This is a genomic window from Caulobacter vibrioides, assembly GCF_002858865.1.
Taxonomy (GTDB): Bacteria; Pseudomonadota; Alphaproteobacteria; order Caulobacterales; family Caulobacteraceae; genus Caulobacter; species Caulobacter vibrioides.
In genome coordinates this window covers 288,768-303,568 of sequence record NZ_PJRR01000019.1, presented here as the reverse complement: position 1 = coordinate 303,568, position 14,801 = coordinate 288,768, and the positions used below count along the sequence as shown (strand labels likewise).

General features: G+C 66.6%; 14 protein-coding genes. 4 read left to right on the top strand and 10 right to left on the bottom strand.

Annotated elements, in window-relative coordinates; translation table 11 throughout:
- Positions 1-47: 47 nt before the first annotated feature.
- The gene (gene gltA, locus CVUC_RS15670) at positions 48-1,328 is read right to left on the bottom strand and encodes a citrate synthase (protein WP_010919772.1); all 1,281 of its coding nucleotides are present in this window, start codon (positions 1,326-1,328) and stop codon (positions 48-50) included.
- Positions 1,329-1,395: 67 nt separating this feature from the next.
- Positions 1,396-2,808 carry a glutamate--tRNA ligase gene (gene gltX / locus CVUC_RS15665; RefSeq protein ID WP_096033385.1) on the bottom strand — a complete coding sequence of 471 codons (1,413 nt, stop codon included), beginning with the start codon at positions 2,806-2,808 and terminating at the stop codon, positions 1,396-1,398.
- Between gltX and CVUC_RS15660 the strand changes: the two genes are divergently transcribed.
- Genes CVUC_RS15660 through CVUC_RS15650 form a run of 3 tightly spaced genes read left to right on the top strand, consistent with a single transcriptional unit; the run spans position 2,807 to position 5,943 of the window.
- Positions 2,807-2,977, top strand: coding sequence for a hypothetical protein (locus CVUC_RS15660; protein WP_101685846.1), 171 nt, complete (start codon positions 2,807-2,809; stop codon positions 2,975-2,977). The genes gltX and CVUC_RS15660 overlap by 2 nt on opposite strands.
- Positions 2,971-5,148: a ComEC/Rec2 family competence protein gene (locus tag CVUC_RS15655; protein WP_096033384.1), complete on the top strand. Its 2,178-nt coding sequence runs from the start codon at positions 2,971-2,973 to the stop codon at positions 5,146-5,148. Before CVUC_RS15660 ends, CVUC_RS15655 begins: the two co-directional genes overlap by 7 nt.
- Before the next feature lie 27 nt (positions 5,149-5,175).
- Positions 5,176-5,943: an isocitrate lyase/PEP mutase family protein gene (locus tag CVUC_RS15650; RefSeq protein WP_096033383.1), complete on the top strand. Its 768-nt coding sequence runs from the start codon at positions 5,176-5,178 to the stop codon at positions 5,941-5,943.
- Positions 5,944-6,013: 70 nt separating this feature from the next.
- On the opposite strand, the gene lexA is transcribed toward CVUC_RS15650, so the two are convergent.
- The 6 genes from lexA to CVUC_RS15620 all read right to left on the bottom strand — a co-directional run bounded on the left by lexA (position 6,014) and on the right by CVUC_RS15620 (position 10,891).
- Positions 6,014-6,718, bottom strand: a complete 705-nt coding sequence (gene lexA, locus CVUC_RS15645; protein WP_024265748.1) for a transcriptional repressor LexA — start codon at positions 6,716-6,718, stop codon at positions 6,014-6,016.
- A 169-nt stretch (positions 6,719-6,887) separates the two neighbouring features.
- Entirely contained in the window at positions 6,888-7,739 is an 852-nt protein-coding gene (locus CVUC_RS15640) for a class I SAM-dependent methyltransferase (RefSeq protein ID WP_010919767.1), read from the bottom strand.
- A gap of 50 nt (positions 7,740-7,789) precedes the next feature.
- Entirely contained in the window at positions 7,790-8,380 is a 591-nt protein-coding gene (locus CVUC_RS15635) for a lysophospholipid acyltransferase family protein (protein ID WP_010919766.1), read from the bottom strand.
- A gap of 95 nt (positions 8,381-8,475) precedes the next feature.
- The gene (gene trpC / locus CVUC_RS15630) at positions 8,476-9,264 is read right to left on the bottom strand and encodes an indole-3-glycerol phosphate synthase TrpC (RefSeq protein WP_096033382.1); all 789 of its coding nucleotides are present in this window, start codon (positions 9,262-9,264) and stop codon (positions 8,476-8,478) included.
- Positions 9,261-10,286, bottom strand: a complete 1,026-nt coding sequence (trpD, locus tag CVUC_RS15625) for an anthranilate phosphoribosyltransferase (RefSeq protein WP_096033381.1) — start codon at positions 10,284-10,286, stop codon at positions 9,261-9,263. The genes trpC and trpD overlap by 4 nt, the downstream gene beginning before the upstream one ends.
- Positions 10,287-10,294: 8 nt before the next feature.
- The gene (locus CVUC_RS15620; protein WP_010919763.1) at positions 10,295-10,891 is read right to left on the bottom strand and encodes an anthranilate synthase component II; all 597 of its coding nucleotides are present in this window, start codon (positions 10,889-10,891) and stop codon (positions 10,295-10,297) included.
- Between the two features lie 115 nt (positions 10,892-11,006).
- Between CVUC_RS15620 and CVUC_RS15615 the strand changes: the two genes are divergently transcribed.
- Positions 11,007-11,216 carry a hypothetical protein gene (locus tag CVUC_RS15615; RefSeq protein ID WP_012640361.1) on the top strand — a complete coding sequence of 70 codons (210 nt, stop codon included), beginning with the start codon at positions 11,007-11,009 and terminating at the stop codon, positions 11,214-11,216.
- A gap of 22 nt (positions 11,217-11,238) precedes the next feature.
- Here the strand turns inward: CVUC_RS15615 and trpE are convergent, their stop codons facing one another.
- Both trpE and CVUC_RS15605 read right to left on the bottom strand, forming a co-directional pair.
- Positions 11,239-12,780, bottom strand: coding sequence for an anthranilate synthase component I (gene trpE, locus CVUC_RS15610; RefSeq protein ID WP_010919761.1), 1,542 nt, complete (start codon positions 12,778-12,780; stop codon positions 11,239-11,241).
- Positions 12,780-14,744 (bottom strand): peptidylprolyl isomerase, encoded by a 1,965-nt coding sequence (locus CVUC_RS15605; protein ID WP_096033380.1) that lies wholly within the window; start codon positions 14,742-14,744, stop codon positions 12,780-12,782. The genes trpE and CVUC_RS15605 overlap by 1 nt, the downstream gene beginning before the upstream one ends.
- Positions 14,745-14,801 lie beyond the last annotated feature (57 nt).

The following is a 14,801-nucleotide window of genomic DNA, read 5'->3' as shown; positions in this document are numbered from 1 at the left end:
GCCCCGCCGAAGCAGGGCCTAATCCGTGGAGCAAAGCTTCTTGCAGCTTAGCGCTTGTCGAGCGTGACGTAGTCGCGATGCGTGGCGCCCGTGTAGAGCTGACGGGGACGACCGATCTTGCGGGTGGGGTCCTCGAACATTTCCTTCCACTGGCTGATCCAGCCCACGGTGCGGGCCAGGGCGAACAGCACGGTGAACATGTTGGTCGGGAAGCCCATCGCGCGCAGGGTGATGCCCGAATAGAAATCGATGTTCGGGTACAGCTTGCGATCGACGAAGTACGGGTCGTTCAGGGCGACCTTTTCCAGCTCCTGGGCGACCTGCAGCAGCGGATCGTTGTTGTGGCCCAGTTCGGCCAGAACCTCGTGCGCGGTCTTTTGCATGACCTTCGCGCGCGGGTCGAAGTTCTTGTACACGCGGTGGCCGAAGCCCATCAGCTTGTACTTCCGGTCCTTCACGCCCTGGACGTAGTCCTTGATGTTGTCGACCGAACCGATGGTCTCCAGCATCTCAAGCGCTTCCTGGTTGGCGCCGCCGTGCGACGGGCCCCACAGGCAGGCGATGCCGGCGGCGATACAGGCGAACGGGTGCGCGCCCGACGAACCGGCCAGACGGACGGTCGAGGTCGAGGCGTTCTGCTCGTGATCGGCGTGCAGGATGAAGATCCGGTCCATGGCGCGGGTCAGCACCGGGTTCGGCTTCCAGTCCTCGGCCGGCACGGCGAAGCACATGCGCAGGAAGTTTTCCGAATACGACAGGTCGTTGCGCGGCGACACGAACGGCTGGCCGACCGTGTACTTGTAGGCGCGGGCGGCGATCGTCGGCATCTTCGCGATCAGGCGATGGGCGCTGATCTCGCGCTCACGGGCGTCGTCGACATTGATGCTGTCCGAATAGAAGGCCGACAGAGCGCCGACGGCGCCGGTCATGACCGCCATCGGGTGAGCGTCGCGGCGGAAGCCCTCGAAGAAGCGGTCGAACTGAGCGTGCAACATCGTGTGGTAGGTGATGTTGTGCTCGAACTTGGCGAACTCGTCGGCCTTGGGCAGTTCGCCGTTCAGCAGTAGGTAGCAGACCTCGAGGAACGAGGACTTCTCGGCCAGCTGGTCGATCGGATAGCCGCGGTGCAGCAGGATGCCCGCGTCGCCGTCGATATAGGTGATCTTGCTCTCGCACGAGGCGGTGGAGGTGAAGCCTGGATCGAACGTGAAGTGATCGCTTTCACCGTAGATCTTCCGAACGTCGATGACGTCCGGACCCGTGCTGCCCTTGAGGATCGGCAGCTCATAGCTCTTGTCGCCGATCGTCAGCGTGGCTTTATCGGTCATCCGTAGACCCCTTCATTATTGGGACGGGCAGTCCAATTTTCGCTTTTCGCGGGTGCGTTATAGCGCCTCATGCGCGAGGCGCTAGCGCGTCGTCAAGACGGCCAATCGCCTCATCGCGGGAGAGGGCCGCCATGGTCTTGTTCAAGTCGGGAGCCTGCGCCCCGCCCGTGAGGACTCCGCGCAGCGCGGGACCGAACTTGCCAAAGCCGACGCCCTCGGATTCCGCGAATGATTTCAACACAGTTTCCAGGGTTGCAGCGTCGAAGTCGGGCGCGGCGGCCAGTTGGTCGCGCAGACGCTTCAGCCGCTCGACCGTCTCTTCGGTAAGCTGTTTTTGGGTTTTCTCTTCCAGCGCCAATGGGCGGGTCTTCAGCGCGAATGCGCAGTGATCGACCAGTTCGAGGATCGTCTTGGCGCCTTCCTTGACCTCGGGAACCGTGCGGGCGATGCGCTCGGCCGCGTCGGCGGGCAGGGGCTCGCCGCGCGTTTCCGCCGCCGCCAAGGCTAGGGCCGTCAGACGCGCGTCGTCGGCCTTGCGCAGGTGCTGGGCGTTGATGTGATTGAGCTTGGCCCAGTCCAGGCGCGCGGGGGCTTTGACGACATCGGCGACGTCGAACCAGCTGATCGCCTGCTCGTCGGTGAAGACCTCGTCGTCGCCGTGGCCCCAGCCCAGGCGGGCCAGATAGTTGCGCATGCCTTCGGGGATGTAGCCGAGGTCAGCGAATTCGCCGACGGCCTGGGCGCCGTGGCGCTTGGAGAGCTTGGCGCCGTCCGGGCCGTGAATCAGCGGGATGTGGGCGAAGGCCGGCACCGCCCAGTCCATGGCCTGATAGATCAGGGTCTGGCGGGCGGCGTTGTTCAGGTGATCGTCGCCTCGGATCACGTGGGTCACGCCCATGTCGTGATCATCCACCACGACCGCGAGATTGTACGTGGGGGCGCCGTCTGCGCGCAGCAGGACAAGATCGTCCAGTTCGATGTTCTTGAAGGTGACAGGACCCTTGACCAGGTCGTTGACCACGGTCTCGCCGTCCAGCGGTCCCTTGAAGCGGATCACGTGGGGCGCGGAGAGGTCGCCATCAGGCGCGTCGCGCCACGGCGAACGGATCGCGCGGCCTTCGGCGCGGGCCTTTTCGCGGGCGACCTCCAGCTCCTCGATGCTCATCCAGCAGCGATAGGCGCGGCCCTTGGCCAGCAGCTCATGCACCACCTCCACGTGACGCGGCGCGCGGGTGTGCTGGAAGATCACCTCGTCGTCGGATTTCAGGCCCAGCCAGTCCAGCCCTTCGAAGATCGCGGCGACGGCCGCTTCGGTCGAGCGCTCGCGATCGGTGTCCTCGACGCGAATAAGGAACTTCCCTCCCGTATGGCGTGCATATAACCAGTTGAACAGCGCCGTACGAGCGCCGCCGATATGCAGGAAACCGGTGGGCGAGGGGGCGAAGCGCGTGACGACGCCGGTAGGGGTGGGGTTCGACATGGACTTCAAGGCTGCAGGACAGGGCGCCGGAGCGGCGCTGGGAAACGTTCGCCGCGAAGCGACGCGGGCGAGGCGTCTTAGCATGCGGCTCAACGCCGGGCCTAGCGGTTTTCCGCAGCGCGGAATGCGTTCGCAACCCACAGAAAATACAGTGGTTTCTGCGTGTTGATCCAAAGCGCATCGCCGGATCGACAGGCCTCGACGCCCGAGGCCGCCGGCGCGCCGGCGGCTCGATGGGCGTTGACGGCGGAGTTGGCGAACAATCTGGATCGCCGCTTTCTGTGGGTGCCTGTCGCGTTTGGACTTGGCGCGGCGGCGTATCTTGAGGTGAGGGTCGAACCGGCGCTTTGGGGCCTGACCCTGCTGGCGGGCGTGATTGGGTTGGCGGCATGGGGCGCGAGGCGTTGGAACGCGCCCGCGCTGCTCGTGGTGCTGCTGGGCCTGATCGCCTTCGGAGCCGCCGGCGCGTGGGCCGCCAAGGTCCGCAGCGAGCGTGTCGCCGCGCCGGTCATGGACGGCGAACGGATCGTGCGCCGCGTCGACGGCTTTGTCGTCGACGTCGTCAGTCCCGGCGCGGGCGGACAGCGATTGCTGATCGCGCCTGTCCGGGTCTCAGGCTTGTCGCCGGAGGATACGCCGCGGCGGATCAGAGTGACCATTGGCGAGAACCCGGTTCCGAAGCCGGGCCAGGCGATCGGTCTGCGCGCGATGCTGGGGCCGCCGCCGCCGGCGGCTGCGCCTGGCGCCTACGACTTCGCGCGCGACGCCTGGTTCGATTCCATCGGTGGGGTCGGCTTCGCGATCGGCGATATCGGCGAGGTCACGCTGGATCAGCCGCCCTTGCGCCTGCGCCTGGTGATGGCTGTGAACGCCTTTCGCTGGGATCTGGCTCAGCGACTGCTCGCCAGGATGGGACCGACCAGCGGCGGGATCGGGGCGGCCATGGTGACAGGCCACGAGGCCTGGATCTCCGAGACGCAGACCGAAGCCATGCGGGCCTCAGGTCTGGCTCACATCCTGTCGATCTCGGGTTTGCACATGGCGATCGTGGGCGGGTTCGTCTTTGTCGTGGTCCGTATGGGCGTTGCGGCGTGGCCATGGCTGGCGCTCCGCGCACCGGGCAAGAAGATCGCTGCCAGCGCCGGACTGGTCGCCGTGCTGGGCTATCTGATCGTGTCGGGCGCGCCGCCACCAGCTGAACGGGCCGCTATCACCGCCAGCGTGGCTTTTCTGGCGATCCTGTTCGATCGACGCGCGATCACACTGCACGGTCTGGCGCTGGCGGCGCTCTCGATCCTGCTGCTCAAACCGGAAACGGCGGGGGAGCCGGGCTTCCAGATGTCCTTCGCCGCTACCGCCGCCTTGGTGGCCCTGGCTGAGTCCTGGCCAACGCCGGTGCGAGAGTTGTCAACGCCCTGGTGGATTCAAGGCCCTCAGGCGATCGCCACCTGGCTGGCCGCCAGCATCGCCGCCAGTCTCGTGGCGGGTTTGGCCACCGCGCCGTTCGCCATGCAGCACTTCAATCGGGTTGCGGTCTGGGGGCTGCCCGCAAATCTCGCCGTCTCGCCGCTGTCCTCGTTCGTGATCATGCCCTTTCTAGCCATCGGCACGGTTCTTGAGCCATTCGGCCTGAGCGCACCGTTTCTGGCGGTGGCGGGCTGGGGCATAGACGCCATGCTGAATGTCGCGGGGCTGTTTTCCGAAGCGCATGGAGCGCAGCACATCGTCGCCAGCGCCCCGCCGGAGGTCCTGCTCGTGGCCTTCCTGGGCCTGATGGTCCTTTGTCTCTGGAGAGGCCGTCTTCGCTGGATCGGCGCGCCCCTGGCGCTCGCCGTAGCCCTGTGGCCAAGACCAACGCCGCCCGACGCCTGGATCGCGGCCGATGGCGCGACGGCCGCCGTGCGCTCGGGCAACGCCGCCGTGCTGCTCCGACCAGACGCGAAACGTTTCGGCGCGGAGCTCTGGGCTCGGCGAAGAGGATTGGAGCCGACGACCTGGAACCTCTACGGTTGCGACCGCTGGATCTGCGCGCCTGGTCGCGGAGCGCCCGTGCGACTGTCCCTGGCCTGGTCGCGCAGAACCCCCGACGCCGAGACACTGAGTGGTCTGTGCGTTCTGAGCGATGTCGTGGTGGTGCGTGGCCCTGCGCCTGCGCGCACCCCGCCGCTGTGCGCGGATACGGTGCTGCTGACCGGCGATGATTTCGCGCGCTACGGCGCGGCCGAGCTCTATCGACGAGCCGATGGCTGGCGGATCGTCTGGGCCCAACCCTTGCGCGGCGTACGGCCCTGGAGCGGGCTGCTGACAATCCGCGACGCAAGAGGCGATAGAGAACCCTAGTCACCCGCCAAGATCGGAAGTTCAGCCATGCCAGACCCCTACAGCACACGCCGGGCCGCATTTCGGGCGCTCCACGCCGAAGGCTGCTTCGTATTGCCCAACCCTTGGGATGCGGGGGGCGCCAGGCGGCTGGAGCGGCGGGGCTTCAAGGCGTTGGCCTCGACCAGCGCGGGCATGGCGTGGGCTATGGGCAGGGACGACGGCCAAGTGACGCGCGACGAAGTCATCGCGCATCTCAGAACGCTCTGCTCAGCCACTGAACTGCCGGTCAATGCGGACTTCGAGAACGGCTTTGGCGAGACGCCTGCCGAGGTCGCAGAGAGCGTCACTCTGGCGATCCAGGCAGGCGTGGCGGGCTTGTCCATTGAGGACTGGTCGGGTTCGGAGCTCTATCCCCTCGCCTTAGCGGTTGACCGCCTCAAAGCCGCCCGCGCCGCGATCGATGCGAGCGGGCAGGATGTGATCCTGGTGGCGCGAACGGAAGGCTACCTTCGAGGCTGTCGTGATCTCCAGCCGACCCTGGAGCGCCTAGGCGCCTACGCCGCCGCCGGCGCAGACTGCCTGTATGCGCCCGCCGTGAGCGATCCGGCCGAGATCAAGGCCATCGTCGACGCTGTCGCCCCCAAGCCCGTCAATGTGCTGCTCTGGGGACCGGAGATGACCGTGGAAAGCCTCGCCGAGCTTGGCGTGCGTCGCGTCAGCACGGGGGGCGCTTTGGCCGCTGCGGCTTGGGCTGGCTTCGACGCCGCCGCTCAGCGACTAGCAGAGCAGGGGCGGATTTCACCCGACGCCTGAATAACAAGAGGCCCTGATCTTGGCGGGATCAGGGCCTGCTCCATTTTGCGCAGCGATGATCGCCAAGCCGTCAGTGGTAGCGCCGGATCAGGCCGACCAGCTTGCCCTGCACCTCGACCTGATCAGGGCCAAAGATCCGGGTTTCATACTTGGGGTTGGCGGCTTCCAGTGCGATGGATCCGCCCTTCTTGCGCAGACGCTTGAGCGTGGCTTCCTCGCCCACCAACGCGACGACGATCTCGCCCGAGGTGGCGGTGTCGCCCTTCTTGATGATCACGTAGTCGCCATCGAGGATGCCGGCCTCGATCATCGAGTCACCCTGGACTTCCAAGACATAGTGCTCACCGGCCCCCAGCATCGCTTCCGGCACCGGCAGGCGTTCGCGTTCGTGCTGGATGGCGTCGATCGGCGTACCGGCCGCGATCCGGCCAAGGATGGGCAGTTCGCGACTGTCGTTGGCGGCGGCGGCAGGACTGGCGGCCGGAGGCGGCGCCCCGCCGCCTTCGAAGACCTGCGGACGGAAGGCGCCGCGTCCCTTGGGAGGGGCGGCGGCCGTCGCCTGCTGAGGGAGCTTCACGACCTCGAGCGCTCGGGCCCGGTGCGCCAGACGGCGGATGAAGCCGCGCTCTTCCAATGCGGTGATCAGGCGGTGAATGCCGGACTTGGACGCCAGATCGAGGGCTTCCTTCATCTCGTCGAACGACGGCGAGACGCCGGTTTCCTTGATCCGTTCGTGGATGAACATCAGCAGTTCGTGCTGCTTGCGCGTGAGCATGTCGGCCTCGCTGGAGCGCGGAACAAACCGCAAACCTTTCGAATGTTCTCCTGGTGTTCCGCCGCAAAGTCAAGCTGAGCTTTGTTAACGGGCGAAAGGTTCGAAAAATCAGCGAGTTAGTCGGTGGATGGGCGAAAGTCGCGAAGAATCAGAAGCTTAACGGAACCTTTCAGGGGCTTTTTCGGGCGACGATGATGTCCTGATCCTGGATCGGCTCGCGCCGCCAGACGCCGAGCGCCTCATTGAGGATTTCAAGTCCCAGACCCTTGTACTGCTCTTGGATCAGCGCGAGGTCATAGCCGATCACCGCCTCGGGCAGGTCGGGCGTGGCGGTCCAGCATCCGTCCAGGGGGTGGATGAAATCGAAGGCGATCCGGCCCTGGCCGGTATTGGCCCTGGCCTCGTCGTCTATGAGATACCAGGAGACGATGCTGATGCCGCCGGGCTTGAGAACGCGCACGATCTCACGGGCGAACTGCGACTGATCAGCGGCGAGCAGGTGCGTGAATACCGAACCCAGCCAGACATAGTCGAAACTGGCATCGGGGTAGGGGAACACATAGGCGCTCGCCGGCTGGGTTCCGCTCGGATTGTAGCGGTCGCTATGCATGTCGGCGTGCAGGAACTCGAACCGCGGGTCGCCGACCGCGATATTGGCGCGGCACCAGTCGATGGCTTCGGCCATGACGTCGAACCCGGCGTAGCGACCGTTGTCGTCGAGATAGTCAACCAGGGGCGCGGCCGCGCGCCCGATGCCGCAACCGACATCGAGAATGGCGTGATGAGGCTTGAGGCCGGCGTCGAGAAAGAGCGCCTTGAACTGCTGCCCGACCCGCACGAAGTCGGCGTCGGCGGCGCCGACCAGGCTCCATAGCGCCTGGGGCGCTTGTATCGTCCCTGGCTCAACGGGCGTGTCGGAAGTGGGCGCCAAGGTTCCCCGAGGCGATGAGCGCAGGCGATTGATCACGGACCGGATCTGGCGGGGCGCGAGCGTCCTCAAGGTGTTCAGCAAGACGCGCATCCGATTCTCCCCGTCAGAACGGCGCCTGCCTTATAGACCAGTGGGTCGCGTCATGCGTCCGGCGTTGGGCCTAGATCATCGAACCGCGTGGCCATCTCGGGGAACTTGGGCGTGCAGCTTTGATAGAAGCTGGCGATGCGGCGCATGTCCGCAGCGTAATCGCCCGTGGGGTAGATCGCGGGGCCCAGGGTCACAAGCTTGCGCTTGTAGTCCATCATGCCCAGCACCATCGGCACCTTGGCGCCCATGGCGATGTGGTAGAAGCCCGTCTTCCACTGCCGCGCCTTGCCGCGCGTGCCCTCTGGCGCGATCGTCAGCATGAAGGTGTCGCGCCGGCCAAACTCCTCGACCATGGCCTTGACCATGTCCTTGGAACGCTCGCGATCCAGCGGGATGCCGCCCAGATCACGCATCATCTGGTCGAACGGCGCCTTGAACAGCGACGCCTTCCCGATGAAGCTGAGATCAAGGCCCAGGGCGTCGGCGGCGCCGACGAAATAGACGAAGTCCCAGTTGCTGGTATGGGGCGCGGCGATCACCACGAACTTCCGCGTTTCGGGCGGCGCGCCTTCGATCTTCCAGCCCTGCAGCTTGAAGTTCGTGGCCAGGGCCCATTTCACGACTCGTGCGAGCCAGTTCATGCACGTTTCCTCATCCGCGTTCTCGGCGCGGCGATGGTTGAAGGATGGGACTGTTTCGCCTCAAGGCGCCAGCGTTAGGAAAGCCCGTTTTGGGTTTAACCGATCAGGACGCGCGTGGCGCTCGTCACGTCCGCGTGCCGCATCAGGCTTTCGCCGACCAGCATGGCCTTGGCGCCGGTGGCTTCCATGCGCACGACATCGTCATGGGTGAAGATGCCGCTTTCGGTGACCAGAAGCGCGCCTTCGGGCGCCTGGACCGACAGGCGCTCGGTCACCGCCAGATCGACGACAAAGCTCTTGAGATCGCGATTGTTGATCCCGACCAGATCCGAGCCCAAGGCGCCGGCGCGCGCCATCTCGGCCTTATCGTGCACCTCGACGAGGGCGTCCATGCCCAGCCGGCGCGCTTCTGAAATCAGCTCTGCGGCGAGAACGTCGTCGATCATCGCCAGGATCACCAGGATCGCGTCGGCGCCCAGGGCGCGGCTTTCGGCCACCTGCCAGGGATCGACCAGGAAATCCTTGCGGATGCAGGGCAGGGTGACCGCCGCGCGGGCGCTGACCAGATGCTCATCCGCGCCCTGGAAACTCGGTCCATCGGTCAGCACGGAGAGGCAGGCCGCGCCGCCGGCTTCATAGGCCTTGGCCAGGACCGGCGGGTCGAAGTCCTCGCGGATCAGGCCCTTGGACGGCGACGCCTTCTTGATCTCGGCGATCAGCGACAGGCGGCCGGGCGCATGATGGGCCTCAAGGGCGGCCTTGAAGCCGCGCGGCGCCGAAGCGGCCTTGGCGGCGGCGTCGATCTCGGCTTGAGACCGCTCGGCTTTTCGCGCCGCCACGTCCTCACGCTTGTAGGCGGCGATCTTGGCCAGGATGTCGGTCACGCAGGAACTTCCGTGTTGGTGGCGGCCACGAGGCCGGCGAGGGCGGCCTTGGCGCGGCCGCTGTCGATGGCTTCGGCCGCCAGGGCAACGCCCTCGACCAGGGTCTCGACCCTGTCGGCGACCAGGAAGGCGGCGGCGGCGTTGAGCAGCACGATGTCGCGGTAGGGGCCGGTCTCGCCGTCGAACAGGCGCGTCAGGCCCGCGGCGTTGAAGGCGGGATCGCCGCCGGTCAGGTCCGCTAGCGCGGCGCGCGGCAGGCCAACGGCTTCGGGGGTGATCTTGAACAGGCGAACGACGCCGTCGCGCCATTCGGCCACTTCGGTCTCGCCGGTGGTCGTCAGCTCGTCCATGCCCGAGCCATGCACCGACCAGGCGCGCTCGGCGCCAAGAGCCCCCAGGGCCTTGGCGATCGGCTCGACAAAGCGCGACGCCGAGACGCCGACCACCTGACGCTTGGCGCCGGCTGGATTGGTCAACGGGCCCAGCAGGTTGAAGATCGTGCGGAAACCCAGCTGCTGTCGGATCGGCGAGACATGCTTCATCGCGCCATGGTGGGCCTGGGCGAACAGGAAGCAGATGCCGGCCTCGTCCAGCGCCTTGCGCTGCTGCTCGCGCGTGGCGTCAATATTGACGCCGAGCGCGGTCAGAACATCGGCGGTGCCGGACTTGGACGTGATGGCGCGGTTGCCGTGCTTGGCGACCTTCAGGCCGCCCCCGGCGACCACGAAGCCTACGGCGGTGGAGATATTCAACGTGTGAAGGCCGTCGCCGCCCGTGCCGCAGACGTCGATGACGTCATACGGGTGCTCCAGTTGGATGGCGGCGCGGCGCATGGCGCGGGCGCAGGCCGCAATCTCGCCCACCGTCTCGCCGCGCAGGCGGATTGCGGTGACGGCGGCCGCCACCTGGGCCGGGGTCGGCTCGCCGCGCAGGCAGGCGGCAAAGAACAGCTCGGCGTCGCTGTCGTCGAGGGTCTGGCCATCGGCGAGTTTCGCCAGCAGCGGCTTGAAGGCGTCGGACATCGCAGTGCCTAGACCCAGATCGCCGCGTCGCGCTTGACGCCGGCCAGATCCATGAAGTTCGCCAACATCTGGTGGCCGCCCTCGGTGGCGATCGACTCGGGGTGGAACTGGACGCCGAAGATCGGGCGCGTCTTGTGCTGCACGCCCATGATCTCGCCGTCATCGGTCCAGGCGGTCACCTCCAGGTCGGCCGGCAGGTCTTCGCGGCGGACGGCCAGGCTGTGATAGCGCGTAGCGGTAAACGGGTTGGGCAGACCCTTGAAGATGCCCTTGTCGTTGTGGCGCACCTTGCTGACCTTGCCGTGCATGACAGCCTTGGCGCGGATCACCTCGCCGCCGAACGCCTGGCCGATGGCTTGGTGACCCAGACAAACGCCGAGGATCGGCAGATCGGCGGGCGCGGCCTCCAGCAGCGGCAGGCAGATACCGGCCTGGTCGGGCGCCTTGGGACCCGGCGACAGCAGCACGGCGGCCGGCTTGAGGCCCAGCGCTTCAGTCACGCTCAGGGCGTCGTTGCGGTAGACGGCCGTGTCGGCCCCAAGCTCGTTCAGATAGTGGACGAGGTTGTAGGTGAAGCTGTCGTAGTTATCGATGACGAGGATCATGACGCCGCCTTTCGGAGGTCGGTTCTAGCGCGAGGCGGGCGGATGTGTAGCGCCATTTTCGCCTGCGGCTTTCAGTAACGGTTACAGTGATCGCGGAGTTGAGCATCATGGGCCCATGGACCCGCGTGATTCCGCCTTGGACCCCGTCGCCGTCGCCTATGTCCGCGCCTTGCTGCGGCCCAAGCAACGCACCCAGAAGATGGGCCCGGTGCTGGCGGCTGCGGCCTTCGCCGCGTTCTGTGCGCTGAGCTTCGCCACGGTGATGGTGTTGGCGCCGCCGGCGGTGACGCAACACCTTCCCGACGATCGGCTGGGCGGTCCTTAGCGGAACAAAGCAGCCCTCAGGCTCAGCTGAATCGCCAGGCCTCTTCGGCCGCGCGCTTCAGAGCGCGGGACTTGTGCAGGGTCTCGTCGTACTCGGCGTCCGGATCGCTGTCGGCGACGATGCCGCCGCCGGCCTGGACGTACATCATGCCGTCCTTCACCAGAGCGGTCCGCAGCACGATGCAGGTGTCGACTGCGCCGTCGGCGCCGAAATAGCCGACCGCGCCGGCATAGCTGATGCCGCGCTTCTCGACCTCGAGCTCGTCGATGATCTCCATGGCGCGAACCTTAGGCGCGCCAGACAGCGTGCCGGCGGGCAGGGCGGCCATCAGGACGTCGACGGGATCAACGCCTTCAGGCGCGGTTCCTTCGACGTTCGAGACGATGTGCATCACGTGGCTGTAGCGCTCGATCGTGAAGCTCTCGGTCACGCGCACGTTCGGGCCCTTCGGGCGGGCCTGTTCCGGCGGTGCGTTGCGGCCGTGATGGTTCAGCATCGCCACGCGGCCGACGTCATTGCGGCCCAGATCCAGCAGCATCAGATGCTCGGCGCGCTCCTTGGGATCGGCCAGCAGCTCGGCTTCCAGCGCGGCGTCTTCCTCGGGCGTCGCGCCGCGCGGACGGGTGCCGGCGATCGGCCGGATGGTGATCTTGCCGTCGCGCAGGCGAACCAGAATCTCGGGGCTGGAGCCGACCAGATTGAAGCCGTCCAGGTTCAGGAAGAACAGGAAGGGCGAGGGATTGGTTCGGCGCAGCGACCGATAGAGGGCGAACGGCGGGAGGTCGAAGGGCGCGCGGAAGCGGTGGCTGGCCACCACCTGGAAGATGTCGCCGGCGGCGATGTAGTCCTTGGCCTTGGCCACGACCTCTGCGTAGTCCGCGCGGCTGACCGGGGTGGTGAAGTCCATCGGCCCGCGCGGCGGGCGGGGCGCGTCGTGGGCGAGCGGACGGTGCAGGTCGGCCATCACCGCCTCGATCCGCGCGCGGGCGGCGTCGTGGGCCGCCTTGGCCGATACGCCGGCCTGGGGGCGTACGGTCGTCGTCAGGATGATCTCCTGCGCGATGGCGTCGAACACCGCCACGATCGACGGGCGGGTCATGATGCCGTCAGGCAGGTTCAAGGCGTCCGGATTGACGTCCGGAAGGCGCTCGACCAGGCGCACCAGGTCGTAGCCCAAGGCGCCGAACACGCCGGCGGCCATCGGCGGTAAGCCCTTGGGCAGGTCCATGCGCGAGCGCGCCACCAGATCGCGCAGACTGTCCAGCGCGCCGCCGGGCTGCGGCGTAAACCGGCCGGCGGCGATGTCGTCGCCCTCGGCGATCTCGGCCTGGTCGCCGCGACAGCGCCAGACGAGATCCGGATTCATCGTGACGATCGAATAACGACCGCGCCACGCTCCGCCCTCGACGCTTTCGAACAGGAAGCTGTAGGGCCGCGCCTGGGCGATCTTCAGATAGGCCGAAACCGGCGTCTCCAGATCGTCGATCAGGCGGGTCCAAACGACTTGCTGCCGCCCGGAGTCATAGGCTTCCGAGAAGGCGTCGAACGCGGGCTCCAAACTCATTACTCGGCTTTCTTTCCAGCCTTGGCGGCCTCGGCCTTGGCCAGGGCGTCGGTGTCGACGCCGATGGCTTGGCGGGCCAGGGTCAGGTTGCTCTTGGCCTTCATCTGGGTGCGGGCGACGACGCGCGTGGCCTCGGCCAGGTCGCGCATCAGCCCGTTGGCGGCCTGACCTTGGGCCAGAACAGCGATCTGGGCGACATTGGCGGTTGGCGCGGCGCGGACGGCGTCCAGCTTGGCGACGACATAGGCCTGGCCCTGCTGACCGGCGCGCGCGGTGAACACAGCGCCCGGCTTGGCCGTGAAGGCCGCGCCCAGGAACTCCTGCCCCAGCGCCACGTGCTGTTGAGCGTTCTGGCGGGTCAGGCCGCCGGGGATCTTCTGCACATTCGACTGAGCCGCGGTGGCGACCGCCTCCAGGCTCTCGCCCTTCTTGACACGTGCGGCCAGCTCATCGGCCTTGGCCTTCATCCGCTTGGCCATCTCCTGACCAAACCAGACGGCCGTCAGTTGCGGCTTGACCTCGGCCAGCGGCGGCAGGGCCGCAGGCACGATCCGCTCGACCTTGACGGCGTAGTATTCGCCCTTGCCGGCCTCGACCAGCTCGCTCTCGCCGCCTTGCGACAGATCGAACGCGGTCTTGATAATGTCCGGCGTCAGGCCGGCGAAGGGCTGGCCCATCTGGTCGGTTCCCTGCGCCGTCACCGGGGCGGTCGTGATGACCAGCGCGCCGGCCTTGCTGGCCGCCGAGATGAGATCAGCGCCCGCGTCACGAGCATCCTGGTAGGTCTGGGTCTGCTCATAGGCCTTGGCTTGAGCCGTCTGGCTCCGGACCTCGGCCTCGATCTGCGGGCGGACGCTGTCCAGCGTCGCGACGGCGCCGGGCGTGATCTTGGTGACCTTGACGACGGCGACGCCCAGGTCGCCGATGATCGGGCCGCTGACCTGGCCGGTCTGCAGGGCGAAGGCGGCGTCGGCGACCTTGCGATCGGGAACGGCGCTCTTGGGCTTGTCGGTCAGGACCAGCGGCGTCTTGCCGTAGGCCTTGGCGACGGCTGCGGGGTCCTCGCCCTTGCCGAGACGCTGGGAGATCACTGCGGCCGCCTTGGCGTCGGGCGCGGCGATCTGAACGATCGTGCGGGTCTCGGGCCTGGCCAGGCTATCTTTCCGGAAGTCGAAGGCCTTCTGGACATCGGCGGGATTGATCGTCACCGATGGCTCCAGCGCAGTGGCGCTGACCCGCATGATCGACAGAACCCGGGTTTCAGGGCGGGTCAGCCGATCGGCGTTTTCCTTCATGAACGCCGTCAACTGCGCATCAGTCGGCGGGTTCGGTCGCTGAACCGTCGAGGGGTTGACGACGAAGGCCGAGACCTCACGCGCCTCCAGCAGGTAGGCGCCCTGAAGCGCCCCATAGATGCGGGGCGCTTTCAGGCCGTCGGCGATCGCCGAGAAGAAGTGGGTCTGGGCGATCTCATCGCGCAACGAGGCTTCATAGGTCTCCGGGGTGAGACCGTTCTGCTGCATCAGCGTCGCATAGGCGCGAGAATCGAACTTGCCGGTGATCGGGTCGAAAGGACGGGTCGTCGGCGGCAGTTGGCTCATCTGCTCGTGAACCGTATCGGCCACCAGCTTGTCGGACGGGGCGACCCCCATCTTGTGAAGAGCGGCGGCCAGCGATTCTTGCAGCACCAGTTCCTGGACGATCTGACGATCGACGCCCTGCTCAACCGCCTGATCGGGAGTCAGGGTCGTGCCGTTCTGCTGCTCCATCGCCTTGCGATAGTTGTCAAAGCGCTGCTTGAAATCGATCGCGCTCATACTGCGCGAGCCGGCGCTGATTACGCCCGATCCCTGCGGGCCCTTGAACACGTCGCTAATGCCGAAGATGGCGAAGCTGACAATCAGCAAGCCAAACAGCACCACCGCGAAGGGCGATTTGGCGAACTTGCGGAAACCGGCGAGCATGAGCGCGAAAACCTTCCAGACAGACCGCTGCGCACAGGGACGCGACGGTCGAGAGCA